At 73.8% G+C, this 15,305-nt stretch carries 12 protein-coding genes, 1 tRNA gene and 1 pseudogene; 5 read left to right on the top strand and 9 right to left on the bottom strand.

Annotated elements, in window-relative coordinates; genetic code table 11:
- Positions 1–195: 195 nt before the first annotated feature.
- Positions 196–274 (bottom strand) — tRNA-Gln (locus tag ACK8HX_RS09070).
- A 182-nt stretch (positions 275–456) separates the two neighbouring features.
- Here ACK8HX_RS09070 and ACK8HX_RS09065 point away from each other — a divergent pair.
- On the top strand, positions 457–1,068 hold the full coding sequence (locus ACK8HX_RS09065) for a TetR/AcrR family transcriptional regulator (protein WP_411940676.1): 612 nt from the start codon (positions 457–459) through the stop codon (positions 1,066–1,068).
- 23 nt (positions 1,069–1,091) lie between these two features.
- Here ACK8HX_RS09065 and ACK8HX_RS09060 read toward each other — a convergent pair whose 3' ends face one another.
- On the bottom strand, positions 1,092–1,952 hold the full coding sequence (locus ACK8HX_RS09060; protein ID WP_411940363.1) for a methyltransferase domain-containing protein: 861 nt from the start codon (positions 1,950–1,952) through the stop codon (positions 1,092–1,094).
- A 62-nt stretch (positions 1,953–2,014) separates the two neighbouring features.
- On the opposite strand from ACK8HX_RS09060, the gene ACK8HX_RS09055 reads away from it, so the two are divergent.
- Positions 2,015–2,512, top strand: a complete 498-nt coding sequence (locus ACK8HX_RS09055) for a MarR family winged helix-turn-helix transcriptional regulator (RefSeq protein WP_411940362.1) — start codon at positions 2,015–2,017, stop codon at positions 2,510–2,512.
- A gap of 66 nt (positions 2,513–2,578) precedes the next feature.
- A pseudogene (locus ACK8HX_RS09050) lies at positions 2,579–4,180 on the top strand (AMP-binding protein); the annotation flags it as partial.
- 1,076 nt (positions 4,181–5,256) lie between these two features.
- Here ACK8HX_RS09050 and ACK8HX_RS09045 read toward each other — a convergent pair.
- The 6 genes from ACK8HX_RS09045 to metG all read right to left on the bottom strand — a co-directional run bounded on the left by ACK8HX_RS09045 (position 5,257) and on the right by metG (position 13,127).
- Complete coding sequence (locus tag ACK8HX_RS09045; RefSeq protein WP_411940361.1) at positions 5,257–7,080, bottom strand: ABC-F family ATP-binding cassette domain-containing protein; 1,824 nt, start codon at positions 7,078–7,080, stop codon at positions 5,257–5,259.
- Positions 7,080–8,009, bottom strand: a complete 930-nt coding sequence (locus ACK8HX_RS09040) for a 4-(cytidine 5'-diphospho)-2-C-methyl-D-erythritol kinase (protein WP_411940360.1) — start codon at positions 8,007–8,009, stop codon at positions 7,080–7,082. The genes ACK8HX_RS09045 and ACK8HX_RS09040 overlap by 1 nt, the downstream gene beginning before the upstream one ends.
- A gap of 31 nt (positions 8,010–8,040) precedes the next feature.
- Complete coding sequence (gene rsmA / locus ACK8HX_RS09035) at positions 8,041–8,958, bottom strand: 16S rRNA (adenine(1518)-N(6)/adenine(1519)-N(6))-dimethyltransferase RsmA (protein WP_411940359.1); 918 nt, start codon at positions 8,956–8,958, stop codon at positions 8,041–8,043.
- A gap of 57 nt (positions 8,959–9,015) precedes the next feature.
- On the bottom strand, positions 9,016–10,125 hold the full coding sequence (locus tag ACK8HX_RS09030; protein WP_411940358.1) for a ubiquitin-like domain-containing protein: 1,110 nt from the start codon (positions 10,123–10,125) through the stop codon (positions 9,016–9,018).
- Positions 10,126–10,466: 341 nt separating this feature from the next.
- The gene (locus ACK8HX_RS09025) at positions 10,467–11,273 is read right to left on the bottom strand and encodes a TatD family hydrolase (protein WP_411940357.1); all 807 of its coding nucleotides are present in this window, start codon (positions 11,271–11,273) and stop codon (positions 10,467–10,469) included.
- 51 nt (positions 11,274–11,324) lie between these two features.
- Complete coding sequence (metG, locus tag ACK8HX_RS09020) at positions 11,325–13,127, bottom strand: methionine--tRNA ligase (RefSeq protein ID WP_411940356.1); 1,803 nt, start codon at positions 13,125–13,127, stop codon at positions 11,325–11,327.
- Between the two features lie 175 nt (positions 13,128–13,302).
- Here metG and ACK8HX_RS09015 point away from each other — a divergent pair, with 175 nt between their 5' ends.
- A complete protein-coding gene (locus tag ACK8HX_RS09015) occupies positions 13,303–13,620 on the top strand; it encodes a hypothetical protein (protein WP_411940355.1) in 318 nt (105 codons plus the stop codon).
- 174 nt (positions 13,621–13,794) lie between these two features.
- A complete protein-coding gene (locus tag ACK8HX_RS09010; protein WP_411940354.1) occupies positions 13,795–14,397 on the top strand; it encodes a DUF4126 domain-containing protein in 603 nt (200 codons plus the stop codon).
- A gap of 17 nt (positions 14,398–14,414) precedes the next feature.
- Here ACK8HX_RS09010 and ACK8HX_RS09005 read toward each other — a convergent pair whose 3' ends face one another.
- Complete coding sequence (locus tag ACK8HX_RS09005) at positions 14,415–15,239, bottom strand: hypothetical protein (RefSeq protein ID WP_411940353.1); 825 nt, start codon at positions 15,237–15,239, stop codon at positions 14,415–14,417.
- Positions 15,240–15,305: the final 66 nt, after the last annotated feature.

Raw genomic sequence — 15,305 nt, 5'->3', positions numbered from 1 at the left:
CCCCACCGAAGTAAAGAGATGCGGGCGCCCGTTTTCGTGGTTTTTGCCCGAGTGTGTGGCCCGGCCGGTCATGGAGCGTCGGGGCGAGAGTGGCGTCGAGGACGAAGGCGAGGGCGAGGGCGAGGGACGGCATCGTGCGCTCACTGCTCGCCGGGTAGGCGCCGCGGCAGGCCGAGCGCCGCTCGGCTGCCCCTGCTCCCCGGGTAGGAATCGAACCTACGTCGCTTGTCCTGATTCAAAGTCAGGCGGGCCCTGCCAGCAGACCAACCGGGGAACGCCGCCCGTCCGGCGCAGCGGCGACACAGCGAGGGTAGTCGACCCCTCCCCCCACGACCGCCCCTCCGGCGACCCGCCGCTCAGCGCGCGGGCCGCCGGGCAGCGGCATCCCGACGGGGGCAGAATGGCCGGGTGAGCGACCCCATGACGACCAAGCCGCCGAAGTCCGGCCGTGCCCGGATGACCGGCCGCGAACGGCGCGAGCAGCTCATCGGCATCGGCCGCAAGCAGTTCGCGGACAAGGGGTTCGAGGGCGCGACCATCGAGGAGATCGCCCACAGCGCGGGTGTCTCCAAACCCGTCGTCTACGAGCACTTCGGCGGCAAGGAGGGCCTCTACGCCGTCGTCGTCGACCGCGAGATCCAGAGCCTCCTCGGCGGCGTCACCGCAGCCCTCGCGAGCGGCGGCACCTCCCGCCAGATCATCGAACGGGCGGCCCTCGCCCTGCTCGACTACGTCGAGGGTTCGACGGACGGCTTCCGGATCCTCGTGCGCGACAGCCCGACCGGCCAGGCCACGGGCTCCTTCGCGAGCCTGATGAGCGACATCGCCAGCCAGGTCGAGCACATCCTCGCGGCGCAGTTCAAGGAGCACCGCCTCGACCCCAAGGCCGCCCCGATGTACGCGCAGATGCTCGTCGGGATGGTGGCGCTCACCGGCCAGTGGTGGCTCGACTCGCGCAAGTTCAAGAAGCACGAGGTCGCGGCCCACGTCGTCAACCTCGCGTGGAACGGCCTCACGGGACTCGAGGCCAGGCCCACCCTCACCGCAGACGAGCCCACCCGGCCCTGAACGGCCAGCGTGACCGGGAGGCGTCAGCCTTCCGGGTCGATCGCGACCTCCGACGACGTCGCCTCGGCCTCCGCCCGGCCGCTCCTGCGACCGACGGCGAAGACGCGGCGGAACGGGAAGAGCACACCCGCGGCCGTCCTCGGGTACGCCGCCGCCAGGGCCTCCCGGTACGGCTCGAGGAAGGACTCGAGCTCGGCGTCGTCGGTGAGGATGTCGAGCACCGGGCGCAGCCCGGTCGCGCGCACCCAGGTGAGGACCGGGTTGTCGTCGACGCCCTCGGGGTCGAGCACGTGGAGGTAGGTCGTCTCCCAGGCATCGACCTCGCAGCCGAGCCGGTGGAGGTAGCGCAGGTAGGTGGCCGGCTCGCCGACGGCGGGGAGGTCGAGGGCTGCGGTCAGCTCGCCGGACCGCTCGTGGTGCTCGGCCGTCTCGCGCATGAGGCGGTGCGACGGCGCGTCGAAGTTGCCCGGGACCTGGAGGGCGAACCAGCCGCCGTCGGAGAGCGACGCGACCCAGACGTCGAGGAGGTCGAGGTGACCGGAGACCCACTGCAGCGTCGAGCTGGTGACGATGACGTCGGGCGCCTGGCCGAGCGAGGCGGGGTCCCACTCGCGCAGGTCGGACTGGACCCACTCGACGCGACCCTCGCGGTCGAGCTCGCGGGCGGCCTCGAGCATCGACTCGCTGGAGTCGACACCGACCACCCGGGCGTCCGGCCACAGCCGGGCGAGGGTGAGGGTCGCCGGACCGTGGCCGCAGCCGAGGTCGACGACGAGGGACGGGCTCTCGGCACGGACCTGCGACACGAGGTCGGAGAACGGGCGGCTGCGCTCGTCGGAGAACCGCGAGTAGGCCGTCGGGTCCCAGCTACCGCTCGCGCTCATCGTGCCTCCCGGGGCAATTCATCTCGACATCAAGAATGTTGACGCGGAGTAGAGTCCCGCGCATGGCCGCTGACGATGTCGACCGTATCGTCTCCGCATGGCGCCGCGAGCGCCCCGACCTCGATGTCTCCCCGCTCGAGGTGCTCTCGCGCGTGTCCCGCCTCGCCCGGCGCCTGGACCGGGCCCGCGGGGCGGCCTTCACCGAGCACGGCCTCGACGGCTGGGAGTTCGACGTGCTGTCGGCCCTGCGCCGCGCCGGCACGCCCTACGAGCTCAGCCCGGGCCAGCTCGTCTCCGAGACCCTCGTGACGAGCGGGACCATGACGAACCGGGTCGACCGGCTGGCGGCGCGCGGGTTCGTCGAGCGGCACCCGGCGCCGAGCGACCGACGCGGCGTCATCGTGCGGCTCACCCCGGCCGGCATGGGCGTCGTCGACGCGGCCATGGCCGACCTGATCTCGCACGAGCACGACCTCCTCGCCGAGCTCGGCCCGGACGAGCGGGGTGAGCTCGCCGCCCTCCTGCGCCGGCTCCTGCGACCCTTCGAGGCCGCTCGCTGAGCCCGTGCGTGGGATCACCACGGCGCCGCTTGGTAGGTAAGGCTTACCTCACTACAGTGGGCTCCCGTGACCGTCCTCCCCCGGACCGCCCCGGCCCGGCCCACACCCCCGCCCGTCCCCGGGCGCCCCGGGGCCGACCCGGCGGCGCACCCTGCGGCCGGTGACCTGGGCGGCTGGCTCGGCACCGGACCCGGCGCCGCGACCGACCCGGCGGTCCACGTCATCGAGGACGGCCGGCTCGTCTCGCTCACGCGGGCCGACCTCGCCGACCGGGTGAGGGCGACCGCCCACCGGCTCCGGGGCGAACGCCGCCTCGTCCACGTACGGGGCGAGAACACCCTGCACACCCTCGTCGGCCTCCTCGCGGCGCACGCGGCCGGGCACGTCGTCCTCCTGACGCCCGGGCCCGGGGACGCGGCACGGGCCCTCGCCGGGGCCTGGGACCCGGACGTCACCGTCGACCCCGACGGCACGACGACCGTGCACCGCGCGAGGTCCCACCATGCCCTCCACCCCGACCTCGCCCTCCTCATGAGCACGAGCGGGTCGACGGGGTCGCCGAAGCTCGTCCGGCTCTCCTGGGCGAACCTGCGCAGCAACGCCCTCGCCATCGCCGACTACCTCGCCGTGCGCCGCACCGACCGGGCCGTCACCAGCCTCCCGGTCCACTACTGCTACGGGCTCAGCGTCGTGCACAGCCACCTCGTCGCCGGGGCGTCGGTCGTCCTCACCGACCTCTCCGTCGCCGACCCCTGCTTCTGGGACCTCGCGCGCGACGCCGCCGTGACGACCCTCGCCACGGTCCCCCACGGCGTCGACCTCCTCGACCGGGTGGGGTTCGCCGCGCTCGACCTCCCGCACCTGCGCACCCTCACCCAGGCCGGGGGGCGGCTCGACCCCGACCGCGTCGTCGACCTCGCCCGGCTCGGAGCCGCCAAGGGCTTCGACCTCTTCGTCATGTACGGCCAGACCGAGGCCACGGCCCGGATGGCGTACCTCCCACCGGATCTCGCGGCCACCCACCCGCACGTCGTGGGCGTGCCCGTACCCGGCGGGGACATCGAGCTCGTCGACGACGAGGTCGTCTACAGCGGTCCCAACGTCATGCTCGGGTACGCCGAGCGACCGGCCGACCTCGCCCTCGGCCGCACCGTCGAGCGCCTGCACACGGGCGACCTCGGCCGCTGGACCGACGACGGGCTGCTGGAGATCACCGGCAGGAGGTCGCGGGTCGCCAAGGTCCTCGGACACCGGGTCGACCTCGACCACGTCGAGCGCACCCTGCGCGCCGACGGCTGCGACGTCCGGTGCGTCGCCGGCGGACCCGGCCTCGTCGTGTGCGCGGCCGGCAGCACGCCGGTGGCCGGGACCGGTGGCCTCGCTGCGGCGGCGGCCCACCGCGCTGCGCTGCCCACCCGGTGCGTTCGGGTCGTCGAGCCCGCCGAGCTCGGTCTCGACGCCGTGCCCGTCCTCCCCACCGGCAAGGTCGACTACGCGCGGCTGAGCGGGCTCGTCGCCACGGGGCCACCGGACACCCCGCGCCTCGACGGCACGCTGACCCAGCGGTACGCGTCGATCCTCGGCCGGGAGGACGTCGGCCCGGACGACTCCTTCACCTCCCTGGGCGGTGACTCGCTCTCCTACGTCGAGGCCTCGCTCCACGTCGAGGAGTGCCTGGGCGCCCTGCCCCGCGGCTGGCACCTCATGAGCCTGCGCGAGCTCGAGTCCCGCGCGGCCGCCCACGCACCGGCGACCCCCGGGACGGGCGGCGCGGCGTGGCGGGCGCGGGTGCGCGGCCGGCGGGCCCTTCGCACGGTCGAGACGAGCGTCGTCCTGCGGGCCCTCGCCATCGTCCTCATCGTCGGCACGCACGCCCACGTCTTCACCCTCCAGGGAACGGCGCACGCCCTCCTCGTGCTCGTCGGGTACAACATGGCCCGGTTCCGGATGGGTGAGGAGCCGCGGGCCGCGCGAGCGCGGGGGCTCCTCACGGCGGTGGGCCGCGTCGTCGCCCCCACGCTCGCGGTCGTCGGCACCGTGCACCTGGTCACCGGACAGTACGCGGGCGCGACGGTCGGGCTCGCCAACTGGCTGTTCGGCGAGGCGGTGCTCGGACCGAACTGGCGGTTCTGGTTCGTCGAGGCCGTCGTCGTCGGGCTGCTCGCCACGACCCTGCTCCTCGCGACGCCGTGGGGCGACCGGCTCCAGCGCCGTCACCCGTTCGCGCTGCCGCTCGCCCTGTGCGGCCTCGGGATGCTGTGGTGGAAGGAGGTCCTCTTCCCGCCCGTGCCGCACATGCAGGGATCCGCGCTCGTCGTGTTCTGGCTGTTCTGCCTCGGCTGGGCGGCCGCCGCCGCGGGGGGCGTCCGAGAGCGGCTCGTCGTCACGGCCGTGGCGGTGCCGGCCGTCGGGACCTTCTCCGGGAACCCGCGCCGCGACCTGCTCACCCTCGCCGTCGTCCTCCTCGTCGTCTGGGTCCCGACGACGAGGGTCCCCCGGCTGCTCGTGCCGCTCCTCAGGGTGCTCGCCTCGGCGTCGCTCTTCGTCTACGTCGTGCACTGGCAGGTGCTCCAGGAGATGCGGGACACCCCGTGGACCGGGTTCGCCGCGGGCCTCGCGGCGGGTGTGGCGCTCTGGTGGCTGTGGACGCGCGCCGGCCGCGTCGCCGGCCGGCTCCGGAGCCGGGCCGTGACCTCGACCCGGTCCCCCCGACGTCGAGTGGCCCCTCGATGCGCGGGGGCGGCTCAGCCGACGAGGTCGGCGGCCTCGAGCCACTCCAGCTCGAGCGACTCGCGCTCGTCGACGATCTCCCGCAGCTCCCGGTTCAGCCCGAGGACGCGCTCGTGGTCGGTGGCGGCCGCTGCCATCTGCGCGTGCACCTTCTCCTCGCGGTCGGCGAGGCGGGCCAGCTGCTTCTCGACCCGTGCCATGACCTTGCGGGCCTCCCGCAGCTCGGCCGGGCTCGCGGTCGAGCCCGGCGAGGGCGGGCCGCCCGCGGTGCCGGCGGGTCCCGGGGGCGCGACTCTCGCGCCCTCACGCGCCGCGACCTCGGCCCGCAGCGCGAGGTACTGCTCGACCCCGCCCGGGAGGTCGCGCAGCCGCCGGTCGCCGAGCAGGGCCACCTGCCGGTCGCACACCCGCTCGAGCAGGTAGCGGTCGTGCGAGACGACGAGGAGGGTCCCCGGCCAGCCGTCGAGGACGTCCTCGAGCGAGGTGAGCGTCTCGATGTCGAGGTCGTTCGTCGGCTCGTCGAGGAGGAGGACGTTGGGCTCATCCATGAGGAGGCGGGTCAGCTGGAGGCGGCGCCGCTCGCCGCCCGAGAGGTCGCCGACGCGCGTCTGCTGCCGCGACCCGGTGAACCCCAGCCGCTGCGCGAGCTGCGAGGCGCTCAGCTCCTTCTTCCCCAGCCGCACGACCGACTTCACGGCCTCGACGGCCTCGATGACGCGGCGGCCCTCCCACTCCTCGAGCTCGCGGACCTCCTGGCTGAGGAAGGCGAGCCGCACGGTCACCCCCTCGCGCCGTTTGCCGGCCGCCAGGGGGTGCGTGCCCGCGATCGCCCGCAGCAGGGTCGACTTGCCGGCGCCGTTGACCCCGACGATCCCGACCCGCTCCCCCGGGGCGAGCCGCCACGTGAACCGGTCGAGGAGGATGCGGTCGCCGATGCTGAGGGTGGCGTCGACGAGGTCGACGACGTCCTTGCCCAGGCGGGAGGTGGCGAACCCGACCAGCTCGACGTCATCACGCGCCGGGGGCTCGTCGGCGATGAGCGCGTTGGCGGCGTCGATCCGGAACTTCGGCTTGCTCGTGCGCGCGGGCGGCCCGCGTCGCAGCCAGGCGAGCTCCTTGCGCAACAGGTTGTCGCGGCGGTCGGCGACGACGCCCGCCATCCGCTCGCGCTCGGCCTTGGCCAGGACGAACGCCGCGTAGCCGCCCTCGTAGGAGTGGACCGAGCCGCCGTCGACCTCCCACGTCTGCGTCGCGACGGCGTCGAGGAACCACCGGTCGTGGGTGATGACGACGAGCGCGTTGTCGGGGCGCGAGTGCCGCGTCACCAGGTGGTCGGCGAGCCAGGCGACGCCCTCGACGTCGAGGTGGTTCGTCGGCTCGTCGAGGAGGAGCAGCTGCGGGTCGGCCACGAGGAGCCCGGCGAGGGCGACCCGGCGCCGCTCCCCACCGGACAGCGGACCGACCACGGCGTCGAGCCCGCCGACGACCGGCGCGTCGAGCCCGCCGAGGAGCCCGGTGAGGACGTCGCGCACCCGGGGGTCGGCCGCCCACTCGTGCTCGGCGAGCGACCCGAGGACGGCCGCGCGCACCGTGGCGGCGGGGTCGAGGGAGTCGTCCTGGGTCAGGACGCCCGTCGTGAGGCCGCCGGTGCGGGCGACCCGGCCGCCGTCGACGTCGCGCGTGCCGGCGAGGACCCGGAGCAGGGTCGTCTTCCCGCCGCCGTTGCGGCCGACGACCCCGATGCGGTCTCCGCCACCGACGCCGAGCGAGATGGCGTCGAGCACCTGGGCGGTGCCGAGCGCGAGGGAGGCGCGCTCGACCGAGACGAGGTTGGCCACTAGTCGACCCGGCGCTGGAGGACGTGCGCGCCGTGCACCGGTCCGCTCGCCCGGCGCACGTCGCGGACGGCGCCGCTGGCGGTCAGGGCCACCGCGAGGTCGATGCCGGCCTCGTTGTCCTCGACGAGGAAGGCGACCGTGGGCCCCGAGCCGGAGACGATCCCGCCGAGCGCGCCGAACTCCATGCCGGAGGCGAGGACGTCGCCGAGCGCGGGGCGGAGCGAGATCGCGGCGTCCTGGAGGTCGTTGGCGAGCTGCGGCGCCAGCTCGTGGGGGTCGCCGCTGCGCAGGGCCGCCATGAGGGCCGGGTTCGCGACCGGCTCGGGGACGTCCTCGTCGCCGCGAAGGCGGTCGCACTCGGCGTAGACGGCGGGTGTGGACAACCCGCCCTCGCCGAGCGCGAAGACCCAGTGGTACGTGCCGCGCGCGAGGACGGGCGCGAGCAGCTCACCGCGGCCGCTGCCGACCGCGGTCCCCCCGGCCACGAGGAAAGGGACGTCGCTGCCGAGCTCGGCACCCACCTCCTCCAGCTCCTCGCGGCCGAGCCCGAGGTCGAAGAGGTGGTCGAGGCCGACGAGGGTCGCGGCGGCGTCGGCCGAGCCGCCCGCCATGCCGCCCGCGACGGGGATGCCCTTGCGGATGTCCACCTGCACGGGGTCGACGTCGTAGCGGGACGCGAGGAGCCGGGCCGCGCGGATCGCGATGTTCTTCCCGTCGAGCGGGACCCCCGCCGCGAGGGGTCCGCTGACGCTGACACCCCACTCGTCGGCGACCGACACGGTGACGTCGTCGTACAGGCTCACCGCGTGGAAGACCGTGGCGAGGTGGTGGTAGCCGTCGTCGCGGCGCGGCCCGACGAGCAGCTCGAGGTTGACCTTCGCCGGGACGCGCACCGTCACGGGCGCGGGCACGATCGGCGCGGTCGTCATGCGCCCCACCCTAGCCAGACGTCGGGGGCCCTCAGGACCCCTCGTCCCGGGCGGTCCGCAGTGCCGCCCGGCCTGCCGTCCGGGCGGCGGCGACCGCGGCGAACGCCGCGACGTCGAGCTGCTCCCCCCGCGTGCGCGGGTCGACGCCGGCGGCGACGAGGGCGGCCTCGGCCGCCGCCGCCGACCCGGCCCAGGAGGCGAGGGCGGCGCGGAGGGTCTTGCGGCGCTGCGCGAACGCGGCGTCGACACAGGCGAAGACGTCCTCACGGCTGGCACTCGTCGCCGGGGGCTCGCGCCGGGTCAGGGCGACCAGGCCGGAGTCGACGTTGGGGACGGGCCAGAAGACGCTGCGCGGGACCTGCCCGGCGAGCCGGACGTCGCCGTACCACGCGGCCTTGACGCTGGGCACCCCGTACGTCTTCGAGCCGGGGCCGGCGGCGAGTCGCTCGGCGACCTCGAGCTGCACCATGACGAGCACCCGGGCGATCGACGGGAATGCCTCGAGGAACCTCAGGACGACGGGGACCGAGACGTTGTAGGGCAGGTTCGCGACGAGGGCGGTCGGCGCGGGGCCGGGGAGCTCGGCGACCTTGAGGGCGTCGGCGTGGACGACCTCGAGGCGGTCGGCGAGGCCGGGGGCGTGCGTGGCGACGGTGGCCGGGAGGGCGGCGGCGAGGGTGGGGTCGACCTCCACGGCGACGACCCGGTCGACCACGGGGAGGAGGGCGAGGGTCAGCGAGCCGAGCCCCGGGCCGACCTCGACGACGGTGTCGCCCTCCCCGACGCCGGCGACGCGGACGATGCGCCGCACGGTGTTGCCGTCGACGACGAAGTTCTGGCCCCACTGCTTCGTCGGCCGGATGCCGTGGCGCGCGGCGAGCTCGCGGATCTCGCCCGCTCCGAGCAGGGTGTGGTCGGTGGGGTCGGGCACGGCCCTCACCCTAGCCATGGGACGACGCAGCCCCGCCGCGGACCGGGTCCGGGCGGGGCTGGCGTCGAGGAGGGGTCAGGCGGCGTGGGCGCAGCCCCACGGCGAGAGACCCGCCTTCTCGTAGTACCGGTTGGCGACGGTGATCTGCTCGGCGCGCGACGCGAGGTCCGGGCGCGAGGCGAAGTCGTCACCGCCGTTGTAGAGCCACGACGAGATCGAGAACTGCAGCCCGCCGTAGTAGCCGTTGCCGGTGTTGATGCTCCAGTTGCCGCTGGACTCGCACTCGGCGATGCGGTCCCACATGTCGGCGCGGGCCAGGTTGATGGCGCCGCCGGACCCACCGGTGGAGACCGGCTTGGTGCCGACGCGGACGACGGCGGAGGTCGGCTGGCTGACGACCTTCGTGGAGAGGACCTTGGACTTCGACTTCTTGCCGTCGACGTAGGTGACCTCGCGGACGACGGTCTTCTTGCCGGCCTTGCCGGCCGTGACGACCCTGGTCTGCCCGACGTAGAGCGAGTCGTCCTTCTTCTTCACGGTCGAGTAGCCGATGGACTCGGTGGCCGTCTCCTTCTTGACCTCGACGCGCTTGAGGACGATCTTCATGCCCGCCGCGACCGGGGTCGTCAGGCCGGGCTGCACGATGTCCTTCGCGCCACGGACGAGACCGAGCTCACTGAGGACACCGGAGACCTGCGGCGCGACGGAGGTGACCGTGCGGGTCTTCCCGTCGGCCGTCACGGTGACCTGCTTGGGCATCGTCACGGTCATCGCCAGGCCACCGCGGCCGAGCGGCTGCGAGCGGGAGGCCGACAGGACGGCGCCGTCGGCGCGGATCCCGAGGTCCTTGAGGGCGGCGTCGACCGTGGTGGCGGTCGTCCAGTACTCCTTGGTCACCCCGTCGACCGTGACGGTGAGCTTGCGGCCGTAGCGGACCGAGATGTGGTCGCCGTCGCTCACCGTGCTGCCGAGGGAGGGCACCACGACGTCGTGCGCACCGAGCTCGATGTCCTGCTTGTCGAGGACGTCGGCGACGGTGGACCCGAAGACGTGGACCGTGGCCGGCTTGCCGTCGACGGAGACCTGCACGGCCTTGTCGTAGTGGGCCACGCCGACCGATCCGGCGGCCACGGCGAGCGCGGCGACGCCCTGGGCGGCGTGACGAAGGGGACGAGAGAACAGCACAGGTGCTCCAGTGGTCGTGCTCCCCGGGCACCGGCGTCGGACGTCCAGCCGAGGGCGGCCACGACCCCGCGGAGGGGGCGCGTGCGCGCGACGGGTGCCGGCCCGGCAGCGCCGGCGGAGCGGGTGCCACGCGTGTCGTCCGAGGCGATCCGGCCCCGGCCATCCCATCCACCGTGCAGGACGCGGACCGTCAGGTCAAATTTCGGTAACGACGGGTCTCACGAGGAAGTGCCCCTCTGTGCACAGCAGCCCCACCAGTCACACAGACCACGAGATCCGCATCACACCGCGTCCCGAGATCGACCAGGACGTCAACCTGCGGACGAGGCACACCGGCAGGCTCACCAGGGGCCGTAGAGGCGCTCCGCGTTCTCGCTGAGGGCGGTGCAGAGCGTGGGGACCGCGACGCCGAGCACCGACGCCATCGCGCGGACCGTCAGCGGCACGAGGGCCGGGCTGTTGGTGGCACCCCGCCACGGGTGCGGCGCGAGGTAGGGCGCGTCGGTCTCGACGAGCAGCCGGTCGAGGGGCGTGCTCGCCAGGGCGTCGCGCAGCGCCTTGGCGTTCTTGAACGTCACGGTGCCGCTGAACGACAGGTGGTAGCCGCGGTCGACGCACTCGCGCGCCATCTCGGGGCCGCCGGAGAAGCAGTGCATCACCGTGTGCTCGGGGGCGCCCTCCTCGGCGAGGATCCGCAGGACGTCCTCGTGGCTGTCGCGGTCGTGGATCTGGAGGGTCTTGCCCAGACGCTTCGCGAGGTCGATGTGCCAGCGGAACGAGTCCTGCTGCGCCGGGACCCCGTCGGGTCCGGTGCGGTAGTAGTCGAGGCCGGTCTCGCCGACGACGCGCACCCGCGGGTGCCCGGCGAGGCGCTCGATCTCGGACCAGGCGTCCCCGAGTGCACCGTCGGCCGCGAGCGCGGGGACCTCGTTCGGGTGGAGCGCCACCCCGGCCACGACGGCGCGGTGCCGTTCGGCCGCCTCGACCGCGAACCGCGCGCCGGGCAGGTCGCAGCCGACCTGGACGACGCGGTCGACGCCGACCGCCGCCGCCTCGGCGAGCACCGGACCGAGGTCGTCGACCCCGATGACGGCGTCGTCGCGGCTGATGTCGAGGTGGGTGTGGTTGTCGACCACCGGGATCGGCAACGGGTCGGGCGCCTCGGGCTCCCCCCGTCGGCTCGGCTGGGTCGACACCGCTCAGCGGCCCCCGGCCCGGGCGAGCTCGTCGTCGACGACCGACTCGTCGAGCTTGGTGAAGACCGGCGCCGGCTTGCTGATCGGGGTCCCGACGACCACGGGCCTGGACTCCCAGCGCGGGGTCGAGGTGTACTCGCCGGTGATGACCGGCCACGTGCGCCCCTCGTCGCCCTCGTCGAGCCCGGTGACGGTCTCGAGCCGGGGCATCGGGCTGAGGTCGCCGGAGCCACCGAGCACCGCGTCGACCCGGTTCGACGCGTGCGGGAGGAACGGCGCGAGGATCGTGTTGAGGTCGCTGACGCACTGGACGAGGGTGTGGAGGACGGTCGCGAGGCGTTCGCGCTGGTCCTCGCCCTTGAGCTTGAACGGCTCGGTACGCGAGACGTAGGCGTTGACCTCCCCCACGACGCGCATCGCCTCGGCGATGGCCGCCTTCTGCCGGTGCCGCTCGAGCAGCCCTCCGACGGAGTCGAACCCGGCGAGCACGGCTGCGCGGACCTCCTCGTCGACCGGCTCGAGCGGTCCGGGCTCCGGGATCTCCCCGAAGTTCTTCGCGATCATCGCGGCGGTGCGCGAGACGAGGTTGCCCCAGCCGGCGACGAGCTCGGAGTTGTTCCGCTGCACGAACTCGCGCCACGTGAAGTTGGAGTCCTGGCTCTCGGGCCCGGCCGCGCAGATGAAGTAGCGGATGCCGTCGGGGCCGTACCGGTCGAGGACGTCGCGGACGAGCACCGTGTACCCGCGCGAGGTGGAGAACTGCTTGCCCTCCATCGTCAGGTACTCGCTGGAGACGACCTCCGTGGGAAGGTTCAGCTCGCCGTAGACGCCGGGCTCACCTCCGCGAGAACCCTTTCCCGCGTAGCCGAGCAGCTCGGCCGGCCAGATCTGGCTGTGGAAGGTGATGTTGTCCTTGCCCATGAAGTAGTACGACAGTGCCTGGGGGTCGTTCCACCACTCGCGCCAGCGCTCGGGCTCACCGAGGCGGCGGGCCCACTCGACCGAGGCCGACAGGTAGCCGACGACGGCGTCGAACCAGACGTAGAGCCGCTTCGTGGGGTTGTCGCGCCAGCCGTCGAGGGGTACGGGGATGCCCCAGTCGATGTCGCGCGTCATCGCCCGCGGGCGGATGTCGTCCAGGATGTTGAGGCTGAACTTGATGACGTTCGGTCGCCACGTGCCCGAAGCCTCACGCCCCTCGAGCCACTCGCGCAGTGCGTCGGCGAGCGCGGGAAGGTCGAGGAGGAAGTGCTGGGTCTCGACGAACTGCGGTGTCTCGCCGTTGATCCGGCTCTTCGGGTCGATGAGGTCGGTGGGGTCGAGCTGGTTGCCGCAGTTGTCGCACTGGTCCCCTCGGGCCTCGCCGTAGCCGCAGATCGGGCAGGTGCCCTCGATGTAGCGGTCGGGCAGGGTGCGCCCCGTGGTGGGCGAGATGGCGCCCTGGGTGGTCTGCTCCACCATGTAGCCGTTCTTCCACACCTGGGTGAACAGCTCCTGGGCGACGGCGTAGTGGTTCGCCGTCGTCGTGCGCGTGTAGAGGTCGTAGGAGCAGCCGAGGTCGGTGAGCTCGCTCGCGATGACCGCGTGGTTGGTGTCGACGAACTCGCGCGGCGTGACGCCCGCCTGGTCGGCGAGGACGAGGATCGGCGTCCCGTGCTCGTCGGACCCGCTGACCATGAGGACGTCGTGCCCCGCCATCCGCATGTACCGGCTGAAGACGTCGGACGGCACACCGAACCCGGCCACGTGGCCGAGGTGGCGCGGACCGTTGGCGTACGGCCAGGCGACGGCGGAGAGCACCTTCATGCCGAGAATCCTAGGCGGCGCCCGCCACCGGGCATCTCGCGGCGTCGCCGCAGGGGAGCGCTCCCCGCCCCGCAGTCGGCCGAGCCTCGTCCGGGCCGACGTCAGCGCGGCTAGGTTGACGGTCGGGGGTCCCGGGACGGCGGCCGCTGTCCGCCCCCGTCGAGAGGGGTGGGTCATGATCAGACGTCTGTTGGGAACCGCATCGGTGGTCGGTGCCGTCGTCGTCGGAGGCGTGGTCGCTGCGCCGCCGGCCAGCGCGTGGAGCTACCAGTGCTCGTGGACCCGTCCCGCCAACGGCGGGGGCGCTGCCTGCTCGGCACCGGCCGGCAACCAGTTCCGGGCCGGCATCGAGTGCCGGTCGGGGTACAACAACCGGATCGTCCGCGCCTACGGGGCGTGGCGCAACGCGACGGGGAGCAACTGGTCCATCGCCTACTGCGCCTCCGGCGATGCCTTCACGGGCCTGATCTTCATCGAGGGTCGCCAGGCCTGAGGGGGACACGACGAGCGGTCCCGCCGGCCCGGCGGGCGGGACCGGGGCCGGCCCGCGCGGAACCGCGCGGGTCGGCCTCTCGTCGCAGGCCCGGGACTACGCTCGGCACCGTCGGGCGCCCACGCCCGTCGGCGCGACCGCAGCAGCGGTCGTCGGGGTGCGAAGGAGGACCACGTGCTCGCTGCCCTCACCGGCATGGGGCTGTCGGCAGCCGCCGGCCTCAACGCCTACATCCCGTTCCTCGTCGTCGCCCTCGGCGCGCGGTTCACCGATCACCTCGTCCTCCCCGAGGGCTACGCGTGGATCGAGAGCAACTGGGCCATCGGCATCGGCATCGTCCTGCTCCTCGCCGAGGTCGTCCTCGACAAGGTGCCGGCCGTCGACACCGTCAACGACGCCATCCAGACCTTCATCCGGCCGAGCATGGGCGGCCTGATCTTCGCGGCGTCCACCGCGGCCTCCGAGCTCGACAGCTCCGCCTGGATGAAGGAGAACCCGTGGGTCGGGGTCGTGCTCGGCGTCATCATCTCCGGGCTGGTCCACACCGGCAAGATGGCGGCCCGCCCCGTCGTCAACGTCGGCACCGGCGGTGTCGGGGCGCCCGTCGTCTCCACCGTCGAGGACGGGGCCTCGATCGGCCTGTCGCTCCTCGCGGTGCTCGCGCCGGTGTTCGTCGTCGTCGCCCTCGGGCTGCTCGCGTGGCTGCTCGTGTGGATGTGGCTGCGGGTGCGCCGCTGGCGGCGCTCGCGGCGCGACCCCGCCTACGGCCCCGGCTGAGGCCGGACCTCCGGCGGTCAGCCCTCGACGACCGAGCCCGCGGGCGGGGCCTGCCAGGTCCTCGCCCGCTCCCAGCCGCTGAAGGTCAGGTCGGAGGGCGCGCCCTTCGGCCCGACCGCCCGCAGCAGCTGGCCGCTGCCGTCGGTCGCGACCCAGAGCCGCGCGCCGTCCCGGCCGGTGAGGAGGTAGGCGTCCTTGCCCTTGAGGGTGGTGCGCTGGGCCGGCGTGCCCACGCCCTCGAGGGCCGCGAACTGCGCCAGGCCGAACTTCTCGGTGAGGATGCTGCGCAGGGTGAACGAGCCGAGCTCGGTGGCGTCGGACTCGGAGATCTCGACGTACTTGCCGACCATGTCCCTGCCGGCGTCCGCGTCACCGGTCTGCTCGACCCAGAACGCCTCGTCGCCGCCGAGCCAGTAGCGGCCGCCCTCGGTGATGACCTCGGAGGTCCCACCGCCCGGCACGGTGATGGCGACGCGCTGGTTCGAGCCGTTGGCGACCCCCTCGACGTCGATGCGTAGGGTGCGCCCGCCGCGCGTCTGGGTGCCGACCGCGTGGCCCGACCCCGCGGCGAGGGCGGACGTGCGGGTGTCGCGGTAGAGCTCGCCCACCGTGGGCGCGGCCTCGGTCTCGCTCGGCTGGGCGGTCGTCCCGCTCGCCGAGGGGTCGGGGGCCGGCGACTGGATCGACACCGTCGGCGAGGGCGAGGGCGTGAGCCCGTTCGCGGGGGGCGTCTGCGAGGCGCGCTGCTCCTCCCCGGAGCACCCGGCGAGGAGCATGCCGGCGCAGACCGCCAGGGCACCGAGGCGGCGGGGCGAGGGGGGCTGTCGTCGGGTCCGCTCCACGGCGGCATCGTAGGTCGGCGCGGGGCCGCTCGCGCGCAGGACGGGCTGCTCCGCGTGGCTCGTGGG

Origin of the sequence: Oryzobacter faecalis (genome assembly GCF_046764005.1) — a bacterium.
In the GTDB taxonomy this organism is placed as follows: domain Bacteria; phylum Actinomycetota; class Actinomycetes; order Actinomycetales; family Dermatophilaceae; genus Oryzobacter; species Oryzobacter faecalis.
This window is presented reverse-complemented; position numbering and strand designations above follow the sequence as displayed.

Bases quoted from the DNA above. Each gene is read 5' to 3' on its own strand.
- ACK8HX_RS09065 (WP_411940676.1), top strand. From the start codon at position 457: ATGACCGGCCGCGAACGGCGCGAGCAGCTCATCGGCATCGGCCGCAAG.
- ACK8HX_RS09060 (WP_411940363.1), bottom strand. From the start codon at position 1,952: ATGAGCGCGAGCGGTAGCTGGGACCCGACGGCCTACTCGCGGTTCTCC.
- ACK8HX_RS09055 (WP_411940362.1), top strand. From the start codon at position 2,015: ATGGCCGCTGACGATGTCGACCGTATCGTCTCCGCATGGCGCCGCGAG.
- ACK8HX_RS09040 (WP_411940360.1), bottom strand. From the start codon at position 8,009: ATGACGACCGCGCCGATCGTGCCCGCGCCCGTGACGGTGCGCGTCCCG.
- rsmA (WP_411940359.1), bottom strand. From the start codon at position 8,958: ATGGCTAGGGTGAGGGCCGTGCCCGACCCCACCGACCACACCCTGCTC.
- metG (WP_411940356.1), bottom strand. From the start codon at position 13,127: ATGAAGGTGCTCTCCGCCGTCGCCTGGCCGTACGCCAACGGTCCGCGC.
- ACK8HX_RS09015 (WP_411940355.1), top strand. From the start codon at position 13,303: ATGATCAGACGTCTGTTGGGAACCGCATCGGTGGTCGGTGCCGTCGTC.